Origin of the sequence: Phycicoccus duodecadis (assembly GCF_002846495.1) — a bacterium.
Lineage (GTDB): Bacteria > Actinomycetota > Actinomycetes > Actinomycetales > Dermatophilaceae > Phycicoccus > Phycicoccus duodecadis.
Genome location: NZ_PJNE01000001.1, coordinates 215151 through 235390, shown reverse-complemented (window position 1 = coordinate 235390; position 20240 = coordinate 215151). Strand labels below are relative to the sequence as shown.

The following is a 20240-nucleotide window of genomic DNA, read 5'->3' as shown; positions in this document are numbered from 1 at the left end:
CGCCCGTCGGCCGCTCAGGTCACCGTGGCGCGGCGGGCGAACTCGGGGCGCTCGTGCTCGCGGCCGTCGAGGACCGCTCGCAGGTGCTCGGCGGCGCGGACGACGTCGACGTGCGAGAGGTACATCGGGGCGAACCCCAGGCGCACGATGTCGGCCTCGCGGAAGTCACCGACCACGTCGCGCGCGATGAGCGCCTGCACCACCCCGTAGGCCGCCGGATGCCGCAGGCTGACCTGCGAGCCGCGGCGCGCCGGATCGCGCGGGGTGACGACCTCGACCTCGGGGGCGAGCGCGTCGAGGCACTCGAGGAAGAGCCCCGTGAGCGAGAGCGAGCGGGCCCGCAGGTCGGCGACCCGGACGGCGTCGTAGGCGTGCAGCGCGGCCTCGAGCGCGAGCATCGAGAGCAGCGGGGGCGTGCCGACCCGTCCGCGGGTGATGCCGGGGGCCGGCGTGAAGTCGGGGGCCATCGCGAACGGGGTGGCGTGCCCGTTCCAGCCCGAGAGCGGCTGGTCGAAGGCGTCCTGGTGGCGCCGGGCGACGTACAGGAAGGCCGGGGCGCCGGGACCGCCGTTGAGGTACTTGTAGCCGCAGCCCACCGCGAGGTCGGCCCCGTGCTCGTCGAGGCCGACCTCGAGGACTCCGGCCGAGTGGCAGAGGTCCCAGCAGGCCAGGGCGCCGACGGCGTGGGCGGCGTCGGTGATGGCGGGCAGGTCCCAGAGCTCACCGGTGCGGTAGTCGACCGAGCTGTAGGAGGCCAGGGCCAGGGCGTCGCCGAGCGCGACGATGCGGGCCGGGGCGTCGGCGGGGCTCACGAGCTCGACGGTCAGACCGGCGTCGCGGGCCGCGGCCCGGGTCACGTAGAGGTCGGTCGGGAAGGAGGCGGGGTCGGTGAGGACGACCCCCCGCCCGGGCCGCATCCGGGCCGCCGCGACGACGCACTTGTAGAGGTTGACGGTGGTCGAGTCGGTGCAGACGAGCTGGCCGGCGCCGGCCCCGACGAGCTCGCCGATGCGGTCACCGACGCGGGTCGGGGCGCCCCACCAGTCGGCCTCGTTCCAGCTGGCGATGAGACGGTTGCCCCACTGGCGGTGCACGACGTCGGCAACGGCCTCGGCCACGCCGGCGGGCAGCGCGCCGAGGGAGTTGCCGTCGAGGTAGACGAGCCCGGCGGGGAGCCGGAAGCGCCCGCGCAGGTCGGTGGCGGCGTGCTCGGAGTCGAGGGCCCGGGCCCGGTCCATCAGCGCTGACGACATGCGACGACGCTAGCGGGTGCTGTTGCCCCCGAGGCAGGCCGGTCAGGTCCGGATGCTCCCGAGCGAGCGGCGGCACCGCCCGGGGTCAGGCCTCCGCCGGGTCGTCGAGGGTCATCAGCAGCACCGGCTCGCGGTCGGCCGGGAGCCAGTGCGGACGGGCCTCGCCGACCACGCGCCAGCCCCGCCGGCGGTAGAGGGCGGCGGCGGGGGAGTGCTCCTGGACCACGTCGAGCACGGGGACCCGACCCAGCGCCCGCGCGTGCGCCACCGCGACGTCGATCAGCCGCGTCCCGATGCCGGCGCCCCGTCGCTCGGCGTCGACGAACAGCGTCGACACCGTCGCCATCCGCTCGGGCGGCAGCCCCATCGCCTCGCGGAACGCCGCAGCCTCCCAGCCGGACGCCGGGTGCAGCAGCGCCACGTGCCCGGCCACCACCCCGCCGACCTGCGCGACCCACGCGCCGAGCTCGCCGGGGCGCACCACGAACTCCTCGGCAGGGAACGGCAGCGGCCAGCGCACCGGGTAGCCGCTCCCGGCCTGCTGGGCCTCTAGCACCCCCACCAGGCGGGGCAGGTCGGCCGGCTCGCGGTCCCGCAGCGCCACGTCGGAGGAGGTACCCACCCCCGCAGCCTAGGCAGGGGCGCCCGTAGCATCGGTGGCCGTGACCACCACCGCACCCGTCGTCGGGGTCCTGGCCGTCCAGGGCGACGTCCGCGAGCACCTCGCCGCCCTCGAGGGCGGCGGCGCCCGCGCCGTCACCGTGCGGCGCCCGGCCGAGGTGGAGGCCGTCGACGGGCTGGTCGTGCCCGGGGGCGAGTCGACCACCATCGACAAGCTCGTGCGCGCCTTCGACCTCCAGGAGCCGCTGCGCGCGCGCATCGCCGCCGGTCTGCCCGTCTACGGCTCCTGCGCGGGGATGATCCTGCTCGCCGACCGCCTGGCCGACGGGGCCGCGGGCCAGCAGACCCTCGGCGGCATGGACATCCTCGTGCGCCGCAACGCCTTCGGCCGCCAGGTCGACTCCTTCGAGGAGGACCTGCACATCCGGGAGATCGGGGGAGAACCGGTGCGCGCCGTCTTCATCCGGGCCCCCTGGGTGGAGGAGGCAGGCCCGGCCGTCGAGGTCCTGGCCCGGGTCGAGACCGGCCCGGCCGCCGGGCGCATCGTCGCGGCCCGGCAGGGCTCCCTGCTCGTGACGTCGTTCCACCCCGAGGTGACCGGGGACCACCGGCTGCACCGGCTCTTCGTCGACATGGTGGTGCGCGCCACGCGTCGAGGACGGTGACCGGGGCCGGAACCGTCGGGGACGGGCCGCTCGCGCGCGGGTAGGATCGTCGCCGCGCGGCAGCGGACCCACCGCCAGGCCCCTCGGCTACGAGGCGGCGGGCGGGGCCGGTCCACCGGATGCCCGCCGACATCGCGACACAGAGTCTGAGGGAGCGTTCATGAGCGGCCACTCCAAGTGGGCGACCACCAAGCACAAGAAGGCGGCGATCGACGCCAAGCGCGGCAAGCTCTTCGCCAAGCTCATCAAGAACATCGAGGTGGCGGCCCGCTCCGGCGGCGGCGACGTCTCGGGCAACCCGACGCTCTACGACGCCATCCAGAAGGCCAAGAAGTCCTCGGTCCCCAACAACAACATCGACAACGCGGTCAAGCGCGGGTCGGGGGCCACGGCCGGCGGGGCCGACTGGGAGACCATCACCTATGAGGGCTACGCGCCCGGTGGCGTCGCGGTCCTCATCGAGTGCCTCACCGACAACCGCAACCGCGCCGCGGCCGAGGTGCGCACCGCCCTCACGCGCAACGGGGGCGCCCTGGCCGACCCCGGCTCGGTCAGCTACGTCTTCGACCGCAAGGGCGTGGTCGTCGTCCCCAAGGGTGACAAGACCGAGGACGACATCCTCGAGATCGTGCTCGAGGCCGGCGCCGACGAGGTCAACGACCACGGCGACGCGTGGCAGATCGTGTCCGAGGCCACCGACTTCGTCGCCGTGCGCACCGCCCTCCAGGAGGCCGGCGTCGACTACGACTCCGCGGAGGCCTCGTGGGTGCCGAACCTCCAGGTGCCGCTCGACCTCGAGGGCGCCCGCAGGATGATCCGCGTCATCGAGGCCCTCGAGGACTCCGACGACGTCCAGGACGTCTTCGCCAACGGCGACATCCCCGACGACGTCCTGGCCGAGCTCGACGACTCCGAGGACTGAGCCCGCCCCGCGCGTGTCGCTGCGCCAGGGCTCGACCGCGCTCCCGTAGCGTGGTCTCCGAACAGGTGTTCTAGCCCCCGGAGGAGTCGATCGTGCGCGTCCTCGGTGTCGACCCCGGCCTCACCCGGTGCGGCCTCGGCGTCGTCGACGGCCGGCCCGGCAAGGCCGTGATGGTGGCCGTGGGGGTGGTGCGCACGCCGAGCGGTGCTGAGCCCGGCGCGCGCCTGCTCTACCTCGAGCAGGAGGTGCAGGCCTGGCTCGAGCGCTACGACCCCGAGGTCGTGGCCATCGAGCGGGTCTTCGCCGACGTCAACGTCGCCAGCGTCATGACCACCGCCCACGCCACCGCCGTCGCGCTGCTGGCCGCCGCCCGCCGCGGCCTCCCGGTCGTCTTCCACACCCCCACCGAGGTCAAGGCCGCGGTCACCGGCAGCGGCCGCGCCGACAAGGCCCAGGTCACCGCCATGGTCACCCGCATCCTGGGGCTCGACACCCCCCCGAAGCCCGCCGACGCCGCCGACGCCCTCGCGCTGGCGATCTGCCACAGCTGGCGCGGCGCCCAGACCGCCCGGCTCACCGCCCTGGCCGAGGCGGCCCGCCGATGATCGCCTCCGTCCGCGGCCCGGTCGGCCACGTCGGGCTCGACCACGTCGTCGTCGAGGTCGGGGGCGTCGGCATGCTGGTGCACACCACTCCCGCCACCGCCTCCGGATGCCGCCGCGGCCAGGAGGCGAGCCTGGCCACCAGCCTGGTCGTGCGCGAGGACTCCCTCACCCTGTACGGCTTCGCCGCCACCTCCGAGCGCGACATGTTCGAGACGGTGCAGACCGTCTCGGGCGTCGGGCCGCGGCTGGCGCTGGCGATGCTGTCGGTCATGGGCCCCGACGAGCTGGCCGGCGCCCTGGTGCGCGGCGATGCCAAGGCCCTCACCGCCATCCCGGGTATCGGGGCCAAGTCGGCCCAGCGCCTGGTCCTCGAGCTCAAGGACAAGGTGGCCGCGCTGCACGGCACCGGCACGTCGTCGGGCGGCCCCGCCGCCACGGCCGCCGCCGGGTCCGGCGAGCCGTGGCGCGAGCAGGTCTCCGAGGCGCTGGTCGGGCTGGGCTGGAGCAGCAAGCAGGCGGCCGACGCCGTCGAGCGCGTGGCCGGCAGCGCGCCCGCGGACGCCGACGTCGCCGCCTACCTGCGCCTGGCCCTGCGCGAGATGCGCCGATGAGCGAGCAGACACCCGGCGGGTTCTTCAGCGAGGTCCGCGAGGCCGACGGCTCGCTCGACGCCACCGCGCGCGTGGTCGACCCCGCCACCAGCGACGACGAGCGGGTGGTCGAGGCCGCCCTGCGCCCGCGCCGGCTCAGCGAGTTCCCCGGCCAGCCGAGGGTGCGTCAGCAGCTGGGCCTGGTGCTCGAGGCCGCCCGCCGCCGCGGCAGCCCGCCCGACCACGTGCTCCTATCGGGGCCACCCGGGCTGGGCAAGACCACCCTGGCGATGATCGTGGCCGCCGAGCTCGAGCGCCCGCTGCGCGTCACGAGCGGCCCGGCCATCCAGCACGCGGGCGACCTGGCCGCGGTGCTGTCGAGCCTCGACGAGGGCGAGGTCCTCTTCCTCGACGAGATCCACCGGATGAGCCGGTCGGCCGAGGAGATGCTCTACCTGGCCATGGAGGACTTCCGGGTCGACGTGGTCGTCGGCAAGGGGCCGGGAGCCACGGCCATCCCGCTCGAGCTGCCGCCGTTCACGGTCGTCGGCGCCACCACCCGCGCCGGGCTGCTGCCGGCCCCGCTGCGCGACCGCTTCGGCTTCACCGGCCACCTCGACTTCTACGACGTGGCCGACCTCGTCACCATCCTGCACCGCTCCGCCGGGCTGCTCGGGGTCGAGGCCGACGCCGACGGCGTGCACGAGATCGCCGGCCGCTCCCGGGGCACCCCGCGCATCGCCAACCGGCTGCTGCGCCGGGTGCGCGACTGGGCGCAGGTCCACGGCGAGGGGCGGGTCGACCAGCACGCCGCCCGCGAGGCCCTGGCGCTGTTCGACGTCGACCAGGCCGGGCTCGACCGGCTCGACCGTGCGGTCCTGGAGGCCCTGTGCCGCCGCTTCGGCGGGGGGCCGGTGGGCCTGTCGACCCTCGCGGTGGCGGTGGGCGAGGAGTCCGACACCGTCGAGACCGTGGCCGAGCCCTACCTCGTGCGCGAGGGCTACATCCTGCGCACCCCTCGCGGGCGCGCCGCCACCGCCGCGGCGTGGCGCCACCTCGGCCTACCGGTGCCGGCGCACCAGGCGTTCCAGGGCGCGCTGCCGATCGAGGACGAGGGCCCCGGGCGCTTCGGCACCTGAGCCAGGAGGGCACGCCGGGGTACAGCGGTTCGTTGGTGGGGTGTCCGGCTCTCGCCTACAGTGGGTCCTCGGCCCGGTGCGTCCGGGCCGATACCACGCCCGCCACCGCGGGGCGCACTCGTTCCGAAGGACCTACTCCGATGTCTCAAGGCTCCGGCTCCGGCCTCGCCTACCTGCTCATCCTGGGACTGCCGTTCCTGCTCATCCTGTGGATGTTCTTCACCCAACGGAAGCGGGCCCAGCAGGTGCAGACGCTGCAGTCCTCCCTGGCGGTGGGTGAGGAGGTCGTGACCACGTCGGGCCTCTACGGGACGATCACGGCCCTCGACGACAAGATCGCGACCCTCGACGTCGGTGCGGGCACGGTCCTGCGGTTCGACCGCCGCGCCATCGGCATGCGCTCGAGCGAGGTGGCCTGACATGGCGGCGGTCCCCCCCAAGACGCTCGCGCGTCGCGCGCTCATCGCGCTGACCGTGCTCGTCGTCGCGCTCGGCGGCGTCCTCGCGGGCTCCATCGTGTGGAGCGACGGGCAGGCCACCCCCAAGCTCGGGCTCGACCTCAAGGGCGGCACCCAGATCATCCTCGAGCCGCGCGGCAAGGCCGGCCAGACCGTCTCGGCCGCCCAGCTGAACCAGGCCCGCGACATCATCGTCCAGCGCGTCGACTCCAACGGCGTCTCCGGTGCCGAGGTCACGACCCAGGGCGACCGCAACATCGTCGTCAGCATCCCCGAGATCCCCACCCAGGCCGTCCGCGACGCGATCAGCAAGTCCTCGCAGATGCAGTTCCGCCCGGTCCTGGCCGTGGCCTCCGGCGTCCCGCAGCCGGCCCCCAGCGCCAGCCCCTCGGCCTCGCCGTCGGCGGCGGCCTCCGGCAGCGCCACCCCGAGCGCGAGCCCCTCGGCCGTGTCGAGCGCGAGCCCGGCGCCGACCTCCACCAGCAACAGCGCCGTCAACGAGGCCCTCACCGCGGCCTCGCCCACCCCGTCGCCCACGGCCAGCCCGTCGGCCTCGCCGAGCGCCGCGGCCTCCCCGGCCCCGTCGGCCAAGCCCTCGGGTTCGACCGCCGCCCCCAACGGGCCCACCGACCTCGCGTGGATCACCCCCGAGGTGCAGCAGCGGTTCACCGCGCTCAACTGCGCCGACCCGGGCGCCCTCGACACCATCGAGGACGACCCCGCGAAGCCGCTGGTCACCTGCGGGGTCGACGACGGCGCCAAGTACATCCTGGGCCCCGTGGTCGTCTCCGGCGACCACATCAGCGACGCCAGCGCCGGGTACCAGACCAACCAGCAGGGCGTGCCGACCAGCCGCGTCGAGATCGCGCTGTCGTTCGATGCCGAGGGCACGAAGCAGTACGCCGACATCAGCCGCACCATGGTCGCGCTGCCGTCGCCGCAGAACCAGCTGGCCGCGACCCTCGACTCGCGGGTCATCGTGGCTCCCCAGTTCAACGAGGCCATCCCGAACGGCCGGGCCAGCATCACCGGCAACTTCACCATCGAGTCGGCGCGCGCCCTGGCCGACCAGCTGAAGTTCGGGGCCCTCCCGCTGTCGTTCGAGGAGCAGAGCAGCGTCGACATCAGCCCCACCCTGGGCAGCGAGCAGCTGCGGTACGGCCTGGTCGCCGGCCTCATCGGGCTCCTGCTGGTCGTCGGGTACTCGCTCGTGCAGTACCGGGTGCTCGGCTTCGTGACCATCGCCTCGATCGTGGTCGCGGCCCTGCTCACGTACCTGACGATCACGGTCCTCGGCTGGGCGCAGAACTACCGCCTCGACATGGCCGGCGTCACCGGCCTCATCGTGGCCATCGGGTTCACCGCCGACAGCTTCATCGTCTACTTCGAACGGGTGCGCGACGAGCTGCGTGACGGCCGTTCGCTGGCCTCGGCCGTGCAGACGGCGTGGGGTCGCGCCAAGCGCACCATCCTGATCGCCGACGGCGTCAACTTCCTGGCCGCGATCGTGCTGTACCTGCTGGCCAGCTCCAGCGTGCGCGGCTTCGCCTTCACCCTGGGCCTGACGACCCTGATCGACATCCTCATCGTCTTCTGGTTCACCCACCCGGTGCTGACCCTGCTGACCCGCCTGCCGTTCTTCCGCGACGGCCATCCGTGGTCGGGCCTGGACCCGCGCCGCCTGGGTGTCACCACCACCCGGTACGCCGGCCGCGGGCGGTTCACCAGTGCCCCGCCCGCCGTCCGTGAGCCCGAAGGGAGCCGAGCATGAGCCGCTTCTCCGACGTCGGCAACGACCTGTACACCGGGAAGCGCTCGGTCCCGGTCGTCGCCCTGCGGCGACGCTTCTACGGTGTCTCGCTCGTCCTGCTGGTCGTGGCCGCCCTCGGCCTGGCCGTCCAGGGCCTGAACCTGGGCCTGGAGTTCCGCGGCGGGTCCGAGTTCCGGGTCGCCACCACCTCGGCCCCGGCCGACTACGAGCAGGTCGCCCGCGACGCCGTCGGGGCCGCCGAGGACGAGCGGGGGGTCAACGTCACCCTGGTGGGCAACGGCACCGTGCGGGTGCAGACCGAGCGGCTCGACGACACCGCCAGCCAGGACGTGCGCCAGTCGCTGGCCAAGGCCTTCGGGGTCTCCGAGCAGGACGTCAGCGGCACCTTCATCGGCCCCTCGTGGGGTGCCTCGGTCAGCCAGCAGGCGCTGCGGGCGCTCATCATCTTCCTCATCGGCGTCGTGGTGATGCTGAGCATCTACTTCCGCAACTGGAAGATGGCGGCCGCCGCCCTCGTGGCGCTGGTGCACGACCTCGCCATCACGGTCGGCATCTACGCCCTCACCGGCTTCGAGATCACGCCCGCGACCATGATCGGCTTCCTCACCGTGCTGGGCTACAGCCTCTACGACACGGTGGTGGTCTTCGACAAGGTCCGCGAGAACACCGCCCAGGCGTTCGGCAGCGGCCGGATGACCTACGCCCAGGCGGCCAACCTGGCCGTCAACCAGACCATGGTGCGCTCGATCAACACCACCGTGATCGGCCTGCTGCCCATCGCGGCGGTCCTGGTCGTCGGCTCGATCTTCCTGGGGCCGGGCGTGCTGCTCGACCTGTCGCTGGTGCTGTTCGTCGGCATCCTGGTGGGCGCCTACTCCTCGATCTTCATCGCGACCCCGATCCTGGTCACCCTGCGGCGCACGGACGACGCGGTCGTCGAGCTCGGCAAGCGCGCCGCGCGCCACCAGGCCAAGGTGGCCCGGGTGCCGGCCGGCACCACCCCCGGCGCCACGGCGGACGCCGACGGCGATCCCGTACCGGTGGGGGCGCCCGGGGCGGGGCAGCGCGAGGAGGGCTCGACCCTCACCGGGCGCGCCGTGCACCAGTACGCGCGCAGCGGCCCGCGCAACCAGCCGAAGCGCCCACCTCGGGCGAAGCGGTAGGCCCGGTGAGCCCGCTCGACGCCGACACCCTCTCCCGGGTCGTCGCGCAGGGACTGCGCGACGTCCCCGACTTCCCGTCGCCGGGGGTGGTCTTCAAGGACATCACCCCGCTGCTGGCCGACCCCGAGGCCTTCGCCACGGTCATCCGGGCTATGGCCGACGGCCACCGCGGCGAGGTCGACCTGGTCGCCGGCGTCGAGGCCCGCGGCTTCGTCGTCGGCGCCGCCCTGGCGTACGAGCTGGGCGTCGGCTTCGTCCCGGTGCGCAAGGCGGGCAAGCTGCCGGGGGAGACGGTCGCCGTCAGCTACGACCTCGAGTACGGCTCGGCGACCATCGAGGTGCACGCCGACGCCCTGGCCAGCGGCCACCGCATCGTCCTCGTCGACGACGTGCTGGCCACCGGCGGCACCGCGGTGGCGGCGTGGGACCTGCTCGAGCAGGTGGGCGGGCACGTCGTGGGCTTCGACTGCATCGTCGAGCTCGCCTTCCTCGGGGGCCGTGCGCGGATGGGCGAGCGCCCGGTCAGGTCCCTGCACCGGGTCGGCTGAGGCCCGCGACTAGACTTCCGGCATGGCGGACAACACGACGACCGCCGCCCCGGGGGCCACGTCCCCAGGAGCGGGGTCCCGGGCGCGGGCCCGGGCCGCCCTGGCGCGCGTCGGGCGCAACAAGCCGCCGAGCAACCCCGTCCTCGAGCCGCTGCTCCAGGTCGTGCGCACCACCCATCCCAAGGCCGACATCGCCCTGGTCGAGCGGGCCTACGCCGTGGCCGAGCGCGCCCACGAGGGGCAGAAGCGCCGCAGCGGCGACGACTACATCACCCACCCCCTGGCCGTCACCACCATCCTGGCCGAGCTGGGCATGACGCCGACCACGCTGGCCGCCGCCCTGCTGCACGACACCGTCGAGGACACCGCCTACAGCCTCGAGGCCCTGCGCCGCGACTTCGGCGAGGAGATCGCGATGCTGGTCGACGGGGTGACCAAGCTCGACAAGGTCACCTACGGCCAGGCCGCCCAGGCCGAGACCGTGCGCAAGATGGTCGTGGCCATGGCGCGCGACATCCGGGTGCTCGTCATCAAGCTGGCCGACCGCCTGCACAACGCGCGCACCTGGCGCTACGTCTCGGCCGAGAGCGCGCAGCGCAAGGCCAAGGAGACCCTCGAGATCTACGCGCCGCTGGCGCACCGCCTCGGCATGAACACCATCAAGTGGGAGCTCGAGGACCTCTCGTTCCAGGCCCTGTACCCCAAGGTGTACGACGAGATCGTGCGCCTGGTCGCCGACCGCGCCCCGGCCCGCGAGGAGTACCTCGCCGGGGTGCGCGAGGAGGTCGGCAGCGACCTCAAGGCCGCCAAGATCAAGGCCACGGTCACCGGCCGTCCGAAGCACTACTACTCGGTGTACCAGAAGATGATCGTGGGCGGCCGCGACTTCGAGCAGATCTACGACCTCGTGGCCGTGCGCGTCCTGGTCGACACCGTCCGCGACTGCTACGCCGCGCTCGGCGCGCTGCACGCCCGCTGGAACCCGGTGCCGGGGCGGTTCAAGGACTACATCGCGATGCCGAAGTTCAACATGTACCAGTCGCTGCACACGACGGTCATCGGGCCGGGGGGCAAGGCGGTCGAGATCCAGATCCGCACCCACACCATGCACCGGCGCGCCGAGTACGGCGTGGCCGCGCACTGGAAGTACAAGGAGGACCCGTCGGTCAAGGGCGCCGCGGGAACCCCGGGGGCCCAGGCCCGCGACGGCCAGACGGGCCCGGTCAACGACATGGCGTGGCTGCGCCAGCTGCTCGACTGGCAGAAGGAGACCTCCGACCCGGGGGAGTTCCTCGAGTCGCTGCGCTTCGAGATCACGGCCAGCGAGGTCTACGTCTTCACGCCCAAGGGGCAGCTGGTCGGGCTCCCCGCCGGGGCCACGCCGGTCGACTTCGCCTACGCGGTGCACACCGAGGTCGGCCACCACTGCATCGGCGCCCGCGTCAACGGCCGCCTGGTGCCGCTCGAGAGCCGGCTCGACAACGGCGACGTCGTCGAGGTCCTGACCTCCAAGGCCGACTCCGCGGGCCCCTCCCGCGACTGGCTGGGCTTCGTCCGCTCGGCCCGGGCGCGCAACAAGATCAAGCACTGGTTCACCAAGGAACGCCGCGAGGAGATGATCGAGGAGGGCAAGGACGCCCTCGCGAAGGTCATGCGCAAGCAGGGGCTGCCCCTGCAGCGGATGACCTCGCTCGAGTCGCTCACCGGCGTGGCCGAGGAGCTGCGCTACCCCGGCATCGAGTCCCTGTACGCCGCCATCGGCGAGGGCCACGTCTCGGCCCAGCACGTCGTGGCACGGCTCGTGGCGTCGGTCGGTGGCGAGGACGGCGCCAGCGAGGACATCGCCGAGGCCGCCTCCCCGGTCCTGTCGCGGCCCAGCCACCGCCGCGGCGGCGATCCCGGCGTGGTCGTCAAGGACATGTCCGACGTCTGGGTCAAGCTCTCGCGCTGCTGCACCCCGGTGCCGGGCGACGACATCCTGGGCTTCGTCACCCGCGGCAACGGGGTGTCGGTGCACCGGCGCGACTGCACCAACGCCGACTCCCTGCTGTCCCAGCCCGAGAAGATCATCGAGGTCGAGTGGGCGCCCACGGCGGGCAGCCTGTTCCTGGTCCAGCTGCAGGTCGAGGCGCTCGACCGCTCGCGCCTGCTGTCCGACGTCACCCGGGTCATCTCCGACCACGGGGTGAACATCCTCTCGGCCTCGGTGCACACCTCGCGCGACCGGGTGGCCGTGCTGCGCTTCACCTTCGAGATGGGCGACCCCGGCCACCTGGGGCACGTCATCCGCGCCGTGCAGCGCGTCGACGGCGTGCTCGACGCCGAGCGCGTCACCGGCGGGCGCCGCGACACCTGAGCGGTCGCGGCGCCCGGCCGGGGTGGCTCAGCCGCCGAACTCGTCGAGCCCGGCGCGGGCCTGCTCGAGCCACTGCTGCTGGGTGGCCAGCCGGTCACGCGCGGCGGCGGCCTTCTTCTCGTCGCCGGCCTTCTCGGCCGTGGCGACCTCGGCCTCGACCGAGGCCACCGACGCCTCGAGCTGCTCGACCATGGAGCGGGCCCGGGCGGCGACCTCGGGGTTGCTCTGCTTCCAGCGGGAGTCCTCGGCCTCACGCACGGCGGTCTCGACGCGCCGGATGCGCTTCTCGACGCGCTCGATGTCGGCGCGCGGCACCTTGCCGGCGGCGTCCCAGCGGTCCTGCACCGAGCGCAGCGCGGCCTTGGCGGCCTCGAGGTCGGTGATGGGCAGGATGGCCTCGGCCTCGACCAGGAGCTGCTCCTTGACGGCGAGGTTGCCGCGGAACTCCTCGTCCTCGACGGCCGCCGCGGCGTCCTTGGCGGTGAAGAACGCGTCCTGGGCGCTGCGGAACCGCTCCCAGAGGGCGTCGTCGTCGGAGCGGGAGGCCCGGCCGGCGGTGCGCCAGCGGTCCATCAGCTGCTTGAAGGCGCGGGCGGTGGGGCCCCAGTCGGTGCTCTTGGCCAGGGTCTCGGCCTCGGCCACGAGCTTCTTCTTGGTCCCCAGGGCGTCGGCGCGCGTGGTCTCGAGCTCAGCGAACCAGGCGCGCCGGCCCTTGTCGAAGGTGTTGCGGGCGTGGCTGAAGCGCTGCCAGAGCGCGGTCTCGGTGGGCTTGTCGAGCTTGGCCGAGCCGCGCTGGTGGCGCTTCCAGTCGTCGAGCAGGGCGCGCATCCGCTCGCCGCTCTGCTTCCACTGGGTACTGCCGGCCGGCTGGCCGGCGATCTGCTCGGCCTCGGCGACGATGGCCTCTCGCTCGGCCGCGGCCACCGCGCGCGCGGCCTGGCGCCGCTCGGTCTCCTCGGCGCGCTTGGCCGTGATGGCCTCACGCACCCGCTCGACGGTGGCCTGCAGGGCCGCGAGGTCGCCCACCACATGCGCCTCCGCCAGGTGCTCCTCGAGGGTCTTCAGCCCGTCGGCGACCTCCTTGGCCGAGACCTCGGGGTTGGCCAGGCGGGTCTCGAGCAGGTCGGCCGAGGCGGCGAGCTCGTCGTACTTGCGGGCGAAGTACTGCAGCGCCTCGTCCGGGGTGGCGCCGGGGTAGGACCCCACCTCGCGCTCCTCACCGTCGACGGTGACGAAGACGTGCCCCTCGTCGTCGACGCGGCCGAAACGGGCCGACTCGGAGTGTGCCGGGGCGGCCGGTGCGACGACCGGGCGGGGTGCCACGCGCCCGGCCAGGGCGGCCGGCGACGGGACGGGGGGACGGGGGATGGGCTGGTCCTCGGGCACGGTCAGGACTTCTCCTCGGTGACAGCAACGCTCAGGATGCTGATCGGTGCGGCGGGCGATCCGTCGTCTGGGTTCGTGTCGTTGGGCGCCACTCCTTGGGCGGCCACCTTGTCGACGATATCCAACCCTGCGGTGACCTTGCCCACCACCGTGTATCCGTGCGGGTCCGGAAGGGTGGAGTCGCCGTACACGATGAAGAACTGCCCGCCGGTGCCCTTCGCGGGGTCGCTGGTCCGCGCCATGGCCACCGTGCCGCGAGGGTACCGCCCGTCCTTCGGGGCGTTCTCGACGCCGTAGCCGAAGCCGGGGGTGCCCTGGCCGGTGCCCGTGGGGTCCCCGCACTGGAGCACCTTGAGGGTGGGGGCGGTGGTGAGGCGGTGGCAGGGGGCGTCTCTGTAGTAGTTGCGGCGCGCGAGGTCGACCAGGACCGCGGTGGCCTGGGGGGCCTTGGTGCCGTCGAGGCTCAGCACGATGTCGCCGCAGTTCGTGGTGAGGGTGGCCGTGAACGTCGTGCCGGCGGCGGTGGCCTTGTCGGGCAGCGAGAGCTCGGCGGAGGTACCGAGGGGCTTGGGCGGCAGCGCGCAGCCCGCCAGCGTGGTGCTGGCGGCGGACGGCGTGGCGGACGGCGTGGCGCCCGGCGCGGCGTCGGAGCCGCGCGAGCCGAAGGTCAGCCCCAGGACGGTGACCAGGCCCCCGACCAGCGCCACGACGGCCACGACCGCGCCGAGGCGGCGCCAGCGCAGCCGCCGGGCCCGGCGCTGCGCCAGGGTCGCCTGACGCCTCTCCCAGCGTCGTCGTGCCCGCGCCCGCTCCTGCTTCCTGGTCACCCCGAGATCCTCCGTGCTCGCTCCGACAGCGCGCCCAGTGTAGGCACCGGGCCCGTTACGCTCGCCCGGTGCTCGCCCTCTCCTTCCCCGCCGCCGCCTTCGGGACCAACTGCTACGTCCTGGCCCCCGGGCCGGGGGAGGAGTGTCTGGTCGTCGACCCGGGCATCGGTGTCGAGGACACGCTGCGCTCCCTGCTCGAGGAGCACCGCCTCCGCCCGGCGGCCGTCCTGCTCACCCACGGCCACCTCGACCACGTCTACTCGGTGACGCCGGTGTGCGGGGGCGACACCGCGGCCTACATCCACACCGACGACCGCTACCGGCTCGCCGACCCGGTGGCGAGCATCGACCCGGGGACCCTGGCCATGATGGAGGCACAGTTCGGGCAGCGCGCCACGTGGCGCGAGCCCGAGCGGGTCGTCGAGATCGAGGACCGCGGGCGGCTCGAGCTCGCGGGGCTCTCGCTCGAGGTGCTGCACGCGCCGGGGCACACCGAGGGGTCGGCCATGTTCGCCCTCGACGTCGTCCCCGACGGTCTGCCCGCCGAGGAGGGACTGGACCGCACGGTGGTCTCGGGGGACGTGCTCTTCGCCGGCTCCATCGGGCGCACCGACCTGGCCGGCGGCAGCGACGCGGCCATGCGCCGGTCGCTGCGCGAGGTGGTCCTACCGCTGCCGGACTCGACCCTGGTCCTCACCGGGCACGGCCCCGCCACCACGATGCGCCGCGAACGGGCCACCAACCCCTACCTGCGAGGATTGGACGCGTGAGCGAGACAGTGGAGAACGCCGCGCCGGGTCGGGGCGGCGCCCCGCGGGCGGAGAAGGTCCGGGTCGAGAAGGTCCTGCCCATCTCGGGCTTCCCCGAGCTGCTGCCCGCCGAGCGCTTCGTCGAGCTGCACTTCCTCGACACCATCCGTGAGGTCTTCGAGCTGCACGGGTTCGCCCCGCTCGAGACCCGGGCCGTCGAGCCCACCAGCCGGCTCCTCGGCAAGGGCGGCGACGCCGACAAGGAGATCTACGGGGTCTCCCGCCTCGCGGGCCGCTCCGAGGAGCGCGGCGGCTCCGACGCCGAGCTGGGCCTGCACTTCGACCTCACCGTGCCCTTCGCCCGCTACGTGCTCGAGAACGCCGGCAAGCTGGCCTTCCCGTTCCGGCGCTACCAGATCCAGAAGGTGTGGCGCGGCGAGCGGCCCCAGGAGGGCCGCTTCCGCGAGTTCACCCAGGCCGACATCGACGTCGTCGACGTGGGAGAGCTCGCGCCGCACGTCGAGGCCGAGATGCCGCTGGTCATCGCCGAGGCGTTCGGGCGCCTGCCGGTGGGGGAGTTCCGCATCCAGGTCAACAACCGCCGCATCCCTGAGGGCTTCTACCTCGGCATCGGCCTCACCGACGTCGCGGGCACCCTGCGCATCGTCGACAAGCTCGACAAGATCGGGCCCGAGAAGGTCGCGGCCCAGCTCGTGGCCGCCGGCGCCACCGATGAGCAGGCCCGGCTCGCACTCGCCCTGGCCGAGGTCCGCAGCACCGACCTGTCGTTCGTCGACGCCGTCCGGGCACTCGGGGTCACCCACCCCACCCTCGACCAGGGCCTCGAGGCACTGGCCGCGGTCATCGCGGTCGGGATGGAGCGGGCGCCCGGGGTGCTGGTGGCCGACCTGCGCATCGCGCGCGGGCTCGACTACTACACCGGCACCGTCTACGAGACCCAGCTCGTCGGCAGCGAGGAGTGGGGCTCGGTCTGCTCCGGCGGCCGCTACGACTCGCTGGCCTCCGACGGCCGCACCACCTACCCCGGCGTGGGCATCTCCATCGGCCTGACCCGCCTGGTGCACCTGCTGGTGTCCAAGCGCGGCCTCACCGCGTCGCGCTCGACCCCGGCGGCGGTGCTGGTGGCCGTGGTCGACGACGAGGGACGTTCGCGCTCCGACGCCGTGGCCTCCGCCCTGCGGGCCCGCGGCGTGCCCTGCGAGGTGGCCCCCACGGCGGCGAAGTTCGGCAAGCAGATCCGCTACGCCGACCGCCGTGGCATCCCGTTCGTCTGGTTCCCGGGCGCCGGCGACGACGGCGGCGACCAGGTCAAGGACATCCGCTCCGGCGACCAGGCCGACGCCGACGCCGCCACCTGGGAGTGCCCCGCGGCCGACCTGCGGCCGAGCATCCTCACGCCCTGACGGGCGGGGGCCGCAGGCCGGCGTCCCGCAGCTCCAGCACCGCCAGCGAGCGGATGACGTCGGCGTCGCCCCGCCGCCAGGCGCCGGCCGGGTCGTCGCTGATCCGGGCCAGCCGCGTCATCGGCTGGTTCGCCATGGCCCGCAGCGCGAAGAGGTCGAGGTCGGGGTCGGCGTCGACGAACCGCTGCGCCGCCGTGGCCCGCCGTACGAAGCGCGAGCGCAGCACCAGCCACGTGACCAGGACGAGCACGATCGGGGTCAGCGCCACGGTGAGGGCCAGGAGCAGCGCGAAGCGGTCGACGGCGCTCACCAGGTCACGCCCGGCGGCCTCGAAGTCGGCGCCCAGCCCCGCGGCCGAGCGGAAGGGCACGGCGATGCGGTCCTCGAGCAGCGGCAGGTGGTCGACGGCGTCGCCCGCGTCGGTCATGGTGCCGCGGAAGCCGGCCCCGGCGTCCTGGAGACGCCGCCCGGGCTCGCCGAGGGAGAGCGTCGCGTCGTGCACGCGCTGCGCGATGCGCACCCACAGGTAGACCCAGGCGAGCACACCGAGGTCGGCGGCCACCTGGCGCAGCCGGCGGGCGGGCAGGTCGCTGTAGAGCTTCACGGGGTCTCCTGCGGTGTCCGGATGCTGCGGGGTCGCCACTAGACTTCCATCGCGCTCCCGCCGGAGGCGGCTCCCGGGCAACGACGCCCCGGGCCACGACACGAGACAGGGCTGATATCCGTGAAGGTCGGCATCCCCACCGAGGTCAAGAACAACGAGTTCCGGGTCGGTATCACCCCGGTCGGCGTGCACGAGCTCACCCGCCGCGGCCACGACGTGCTCGTCCAGCAGGGCGCCGGGCTCGGCTCCTCCATCACCGACGACGAGTACACCGCCGCCGGCGCGCGGATCGTCGCCTCGGCCGACGACCTGTGGGGCGAGTCCGACATGGTGATGAAGGTCAAGGAGCCCGTCGCCGAGGAGTACCACCGCCTCCGCGAGGGCCTGACCCTCTTCACCTACCTGCACCTGGCCGCCGACGAGCCGCTCACCCGCGAGCTGGTCGAGAAGAAGGTCACCGCCATCGCCTACGAGACCGTGCAGCTGCCCTCGGGCCTGCTGCCGTTGCTCTACCCGATGTCGGAGGTCGCGGGCTGCCTCGCGCCCCAGGTGGGTGCGCACTCGATGATGAAGGCCCAGGGCGGCCGCGGGGTGCTGATGGGCGGTGTCGGCGGCGTCGCGAACGCCAAGGTCGTCGTCCTCGGCGCCGGCGTGGCCGGCCAGAACGCGGCCAACATCGCGCTCGGGATGGGCGCCGACGTCACCCTCCTCGACACCGACCTCGACAAGCTGCGGATGAGCTTCTGGCGCTACGACAACCGCGTCGCCCAGATCGCCTCGTCCGCCATGTCGGTGCGTGAGCAGGTGCTCCAGGCCGACCTCGTCATCGGCACCGTGCTCATCCCCGGCGCCAAGGCGCCCAAGCTCGTCACCGACGAGATGGTCGCGCAGATGAAGCCCGGCTCGGTGCTGGTCGACGTCGCCATCGACCAGGGCGGCTGCTTCGAGCACTCGCGGCCCACCACCCACGCCGAGCCGACCTTCGAGGTCCACGACTCGATCTACTACTGCGTGGCCAACATGCCCGGGGCGGTGCCGCACACCTCCACCTGGGCGCTCACCAACGCCACGATGTCGTACGCCATCAAGCTCGCCGACCAGGGCTGGCAGGACGCCTCCCGCGCCGACCGCGCCCTGGCCCTGGGCCTGAACACCCACGCCGGCCACATCACCTACGGCGCCGTGGCCGAGGCCTTCGGGATGGAGAGCATCACCCTCGACGAGGCCCTGTCCTGACCGACCCGACCGCGCCGTCGACGGCCCGCCCCACCCCCGTGGGGCGGGCCGTCGACGCGTGGCTGACCCACCTCGACGTCGAGCGGGGGGTCTCGCCCAACACCCTGGCCGCCTACCGGCGTGACCTCGGGCGCTGGCGAGCCTTCCTCGACGACCAGGGCGTCGCCCGCCCCGAGGAGGTCACCGCGGCCCACGTCGCCGAGTTCCTCAGCCGCCTGCGCGAGGGCGACGACCAGCACCCACCGCTGGCCGCGACCTCGGCGGCCCGGACCCTGGTCGCGGTGCGCGGCCTGCACCGGTTCCTGGCCCTCGAGGGCGTCCTCGACGCCGACCCGGCCCGGGACGTGGCACCTCCACGCACCCCCGACCGGCTGCCCAAGGCCATCGCCCTCGACCAGGTCGAGCGGCTGCTGGCCGCGGCCTCGGTCGGCGACACCCCGGTGTCGCTGCGCGACCGCGCGCTGCTCGAGGTCCTCTACGGCACCGGCGCCCGCATCTCGGAGGCCGTGGGGCTCGACGTCGACGACCTCGACACCGAGGAGCGGGTGGTGCGGCTGCGCGGCAAGGGGGGCAAGGAGCGCATCGTGCCGCTGGGGTCGTACGCCGCCGACGCCCTCACGGCCTGGACGGTGCGCGGGCGACCGGTGCTCGCAGCGCACGGCCGCGGCACCCCGGCGGTCTTCCTGGGGCTGCGCGGGGCCCGGCTCTCGCGGCAGAGCGCCTGGGCCGTGCTGCGCGGCGTGGCCGGACGGGCCGGGCTCCCGGGGCACCTCTCGCCGCACACCCTGCGGCACTCCTTCGCCACCCATCTGCTCGAGGGCGGGGCGGACGTGCGGGTGGTCCAGGAGCTGCTGGGGCACGCCTCGGTGACCACCACGCAGATCTACACCCGCGTCACCGTGCAGCAGCTGCGCGAGGTGTACGCCCAGGCCCATCCACGGGCCCGGTGATGCCCGGGGTCACCGCCGCACGCTGATAGGGTCGGGCCCGATCAGCGGGATGCTGACCGACGCGCGAGAGGACCGGGGAGAGACACGGTGGGCGAGACCGAGGCGGCGTTCCAGATCCGCGTCGACGGGCAGGTCGGCCCCACCGGACGACCGCTGCCGGACTTCCCGGACCCGCCGGTCCTGACCGGTCACGGGCCGGCCCGGATCATCGCCATGTGCAACCAGAAGGGTGGCGTCGGCAAGACGACGACCACCATCAACCTGGGTGCGGCGCTGGCCGAGCTGGGCCGCCGGGTGCTCCTGGTCGACTTCGACCCGCAGGGCGCGCTCTCGGTCGGCCTGGGCGTACCCACCCACGAGCTCGACGTCACCGTCTACAACCTGCTGGTCGAGCGTGGCCACGACATCCGCGACGTCATCGCCCACACCCGCGTCGAGGGCCTCGACGTCCTGCCCGCGAACATCGACCTCTCCGCCGCCGAGGTGCAGCTCGTGGGCGAGGTCGCCCGCGAGCAGATCCTGGCCCGGGTGCTGCGCCCGGTCATCGACGACTACGACGTGGTCCTGGTCGACTGCCAGCCGTCGCTGGGGCTGCTCACCATCAACGCCCTCACCGCGGCGCACGGCGTGATCATCCCGCTCGAGTGCGAGTTCTTCGCCATGCGCGGCGTGGCCCTCCTCGTCGAGACCATCGAGAAGATCACCGACCGGCTGAACCCCCGCCTCGTCGTCGACGGCATCCTCGCCACGATGTACGACGGGCGCACGCTGCACTCCAAGGAGGTCGTGGCGAGCGTGGTCGAGCACTTCGGCGACCGGGTCTTCCACACCGTCATCTCCCGCACCGTCAAGTTCCCCGACGCCAGCCTCGCGGCCGAGCCGATCACGACCTACGACGGCAGCCACAAGGGTGCCACCGCGTACCGCCAGCTGGCTCGCGAGCTCATCGCGCGCGGCGGGGCGGCCTGATCGT

The 20240-nt window shown here is 73.6% G+C and carries 20 protein-coding genes; 15 read left to right on the top strand and 5 right to left on the bottom strand.

The genetic code is table 11. The features are described 5' to 3' along the window. Positions 1-14: 14 nt before the first annotated feature. Both kynU and ATL31_RS01145 read right to left on the bottom strand, forming a co-directional pair. Positions 15-1253, bottom strand: a complete 1239-nt coding sequence (kynU, locus tag ATL31_RS01150; protein WP_101394154.1) for a kynureninase — start codon at positions 1251-1253, stop codon at positions 15-17. Between the two features lie 85 nt (positions 1254-1338). Next, positions 1339-1875, bottom strand: coding sequence for a GNAT family N-acetyltransferase (locus ATL31_RS01145; protein ID WP_245861815.1), 537 nt, complete (start codon positions 1873-1875; stop codon positions 1339-1341). A gap of 40 nt (positions 1876-1915) precedes the next feature. Here ATL31_RS01145 and pdxT point away from each other — a divergent pair, with 40 nt between their 5' ends. The 10 genes from pdxT to ATL31_RS01095 all read left to right on the top strand — a co-directional run bounded on the left by pdxT (position 1916) and on the right by ATL31_RS01095 (position 12091). Beyond that, positions 1916-2539, top strand: coding sequence for a pyridoxal 5'-phosphate synthase glutaminase subunit PdxT (pdxT, locus tag ATL31_RS01140; RefSeq protein WP_101394153.1), 624 nt, complete (start codon positions 1916-1918; stop codon positions 2537-2539). 160 nt (positions 2540-2699) lie between these two features. Further along, positions 2700-3461: a YebC/PmpR family DNA-binding transcriptional regulator gene (locus ATL31_RS01135; protein WP_101394152.1), complete on the top strand. Its 762-nt coding sequence runs from the start codon at positions 2700-2702 to the stop codon at positions 3459-3461. 92 nt (positions 3462-3553) lie between these two features. After that, the gene (ruvC, locus tag ATL31_RS01130) at positions 3554-4066 is read left to right on the top strand and encodes a crossover junction endodeoxyribonuclease RuvC (RefSeq protein ID WP_101394151.1); all 513 of its coding nucleotides are present in this window, start codon (positions 3554-3556) and stop codon (positions 4064-4066) included. Then, positions 4063-4677 (top strand): Holliday junction branch migration protein RuvA, encoded by a 615-nt coding sequence (gene ruvA / locus ATL31_RS01125; protein WP_101394150.1) that lies wholly within the window; start codon positions 4063-4065, stop codon positions 4675-4677. The genes ruvC and ruvA overlap by 4 nt, the downstream gene beginning before the upstream one ends. Further along, the gene (gene ruvB / locus ATL31_RS01120) at positions 4674-5795 is read left to right on the top strand and encodes a Holliday junction branch migration DNA helicase RuvB (RefSeq protein WP_101394149.1); all 1122 of its coding nucleotides are present in this window, start codon (positions 4674-4676) and stop codon (positions 5793-5795) included. The genes ruvA and ruvB overlap by 4 nt, the downstream gene beginning before the upstream one ends. 140 nt (positions 5796-5935) lie before the next feature. Further along, a complete protein-coding gene (gene yajC, locus ATL31_RS01115) occupies positions 5936-6214 on the top strand; it encodes a preprotein translocase subunit YajC (RefSeq protein ID WP_101394148.1) in 279 nt (92 codons plus the stop codon). A 1-nt stretch (position 6215) separates the two neighbouring features. After that, positions 6216-8024, top strand: coding sequence for a protein translocase subunit SecD (gene secD / locus ATL31_RS01110; RefSeq protein WP_101394147.1), 1809 nt, complete (start codon positions 6216-6218; stop codon positions 8022-8024). After that, positions 8021-9187 (top strand): protein translocase subunit SecF, encoded by a 1167-nt coding sequence (gene secF, locus ATL31_RS01105; protein ID WP_101394146.1) that lies wholly within the window; start codon positions 8021-8023, stop codon positions 9185-9187. The genes secD and secF overlap by 4 nt, the downstream gene beginning before the upstream one ends. Before the next feature lie 5 nt (positions 9188-9192). Continuing rightward, on the top strand, positions 9193-9735 hold the full coding sequence (locus tag ATL31_RS01100; protein WP_101394145.1) for an adenine phosphoribosyltransferase: 543 nt from the start codon (positions 9193-9195) through the stop codon (positions 9733-9735). 22 nt (positions 9736-9757) lie between these two features. Then, positions 9758-12091 carry a RelA/SpoT family protein gene (locus tag ATL31_RS01095; protein ID WP_101394144.1) on the top strand — a complete coding sequence of 778 codons (2334 nt, stop codon included), beginning with the start codon at positions 9758-9760 and terminating at the stop codon, positions 12089-12091. Positions 12092-12118: 27 nt separating this feature from the next. On the opposite strand, the gene ATL31_RS01090 is transcribed toward ATL31_RS01095, so the two are convergent. Together ATL31_RS01090 and ATL31_RS01085 are read right to left on the bottom strand one after the other, a co-directional pair. Continuing rightward, positions 12119-13477: a DUF349 domain-containing protein gene (locus ATL31_RS01090; RefSeq protein WP_245861814.1), complete on the bottom strand. Its 1359-nt coding sequence runs from the start codon at positions 13475-13477 to the stop codon at positions 12119-12121. A gap of 2 nt (positions 13478-13479) precedes the next feature. Then, entirely contained in the window at positions 13480-14304 is an 825-nt protein-coding gene (locus ATL31_RS01085; RefSeq protein WP_101394143.1) for a peptidylprolyl isomerase, read from the bottom strand. A gap of 68 nt (positions 14305-14372) precedes the next feature. On the opposite strand from ATL31_RS01085, the gene ATL31_RS01080 reads away from it, so the two are divergent. Both ATL31_RS01080 and hisS read left to right on the top strand, forming a co-directional pair. After that, the gene (locus tag ATL31_RS01080) at positions 14373-15074 is read left to right on the top strand and encodes an MBL fold metallo-hydrolase (protein WP_101394142.1); all 702 of its coding nucleotides are present in this window, start codon (positions 14373-14375) and stop codon (positions 15072-15074) included. 8 nt (positions 15075-15082) lie between these two features. Beyond that, positions 15083-16477: a histidine--tRNA ligase gene (gene hisS / locus ATL31_RS01075; protein WP_101394141.1), complete on the top strand. Its 1395-nt coding sequence runs from the start codon at positions 15083-15085 to the stop codon at positions 16475-16477. On the opposite strand, the gene ATL31_RS01070 is transcribed toward hisS, so the two are convergent. Further along, positions 16467-17081 (bottom strand): hypothetical protein, encoded by a 615-nt coding sequence (locus tag ATL31_RS01070; protein ID WP_101394140.1) that lies wholly within the window; start codon positions 17079-17081, stop codon positions 16467-16469. The genes hisS and ATL31_RS01070 overlap by 11 nt on opposite strands. Positions 17082-17201: 120 nt before the next feature. Between ATL31_RS01070 and ald the strand changes: the two genes are divergently transcribed. The 3 genes from ald to ATL31_RS01055 all read left to right on the top strand — a co-directional run bounded on the left by ald (position 17202) and on the right by ATL31_RS01055 (position 20236). Beyond that, positions 17202-18317: an alanine dehydrogenase gene (ald, locus tag ATL31_RS01065; protein WP_101394139.1), complete on the top strand. Its 1116-nt coding sequence runs from the start codon at positions 17202-17204 to the stop codon at positions 18315-18317. A 38-nt stretch (positions 18318-18355) separates the two neighbouring features. Further along, positions 18356-19267 carry a site-specific tyrosine recombinase XerD gene (gene xerD, locus ATL31_RS01060; protein WP_342749449.1) on the top strand — a complete coding sequence of 304 codons (912 nt, stop codon included), beginning with the start codon at positions 18356-18358 and terminating at the stop codon, positions 19265-19267. Between the two features lie 87 nt (positions 19268-19354). Continuing rightward, positions 19355-20236, top strand: coding sequence for a ParA family protein (locus ATL31_RS01055; protein ID WP_170062483.1), 882 nt, complete (start codon positions 19355-19357; stop codon positions 20234-20236). The last annotated feature ends 4 nt before the right edge of the window (positions 20237-20240 follow it).

Coding starts and splice junctions, on each gene's coding strand:
- secF (WP_101394146.1), top strand. CDS start 8,021: ATGAGCCGCTTCTCCGACGTCGGCAACGACCTGTACACCGGGAAGCGC.
- secD (WP_101394147.1), top strand. CDS start 6,216: ATGGCGGCGGTCCCCCCCAAGACGCTCGCGCGTCGCGCGCTCATCGCG.
- ATL31_RS01095 (WP_101394144.1), top strand. CDS start 9,758: ATGGCGGACAACACGACGACCGCCGCCCCGGGGGCCACGTCCCCAGGA.
- ruvB (WP_101394149.1), top strand. CDS start 4,674: ATGAGCGAGCAGACACCCGGCGGGTTCTTCAGCGAGGTCCGCGAGGCC.
- kynU (WP_101394154.1), bottom strand. CDS start 1,253: ATGTCGTCAGCGCTGATGGACCGGGCCCGGGCCCTCGACTCCGAGCAC.
- yajC (WP_101394148.1), top strand. CDS start 5,936: ATGTCTCAAGGCTCCGGCTCCGGCCTCGCCTACCTGCTCATCCTGGGA.
- ruvA (WP_101394150.1), top strand. CDS start 4,063: ATGATCGCCTCCGTCCGCGGCCCGGTCGGCCACGTCGGGCTCGACCAC.
- ATL31_RS01135 (WP_101394152.1), top strand. CDS start 2,700: ATGAGCGGCCACTCCAAGTGGGCGACCACCAAGCACAAGAAGGCGGCG.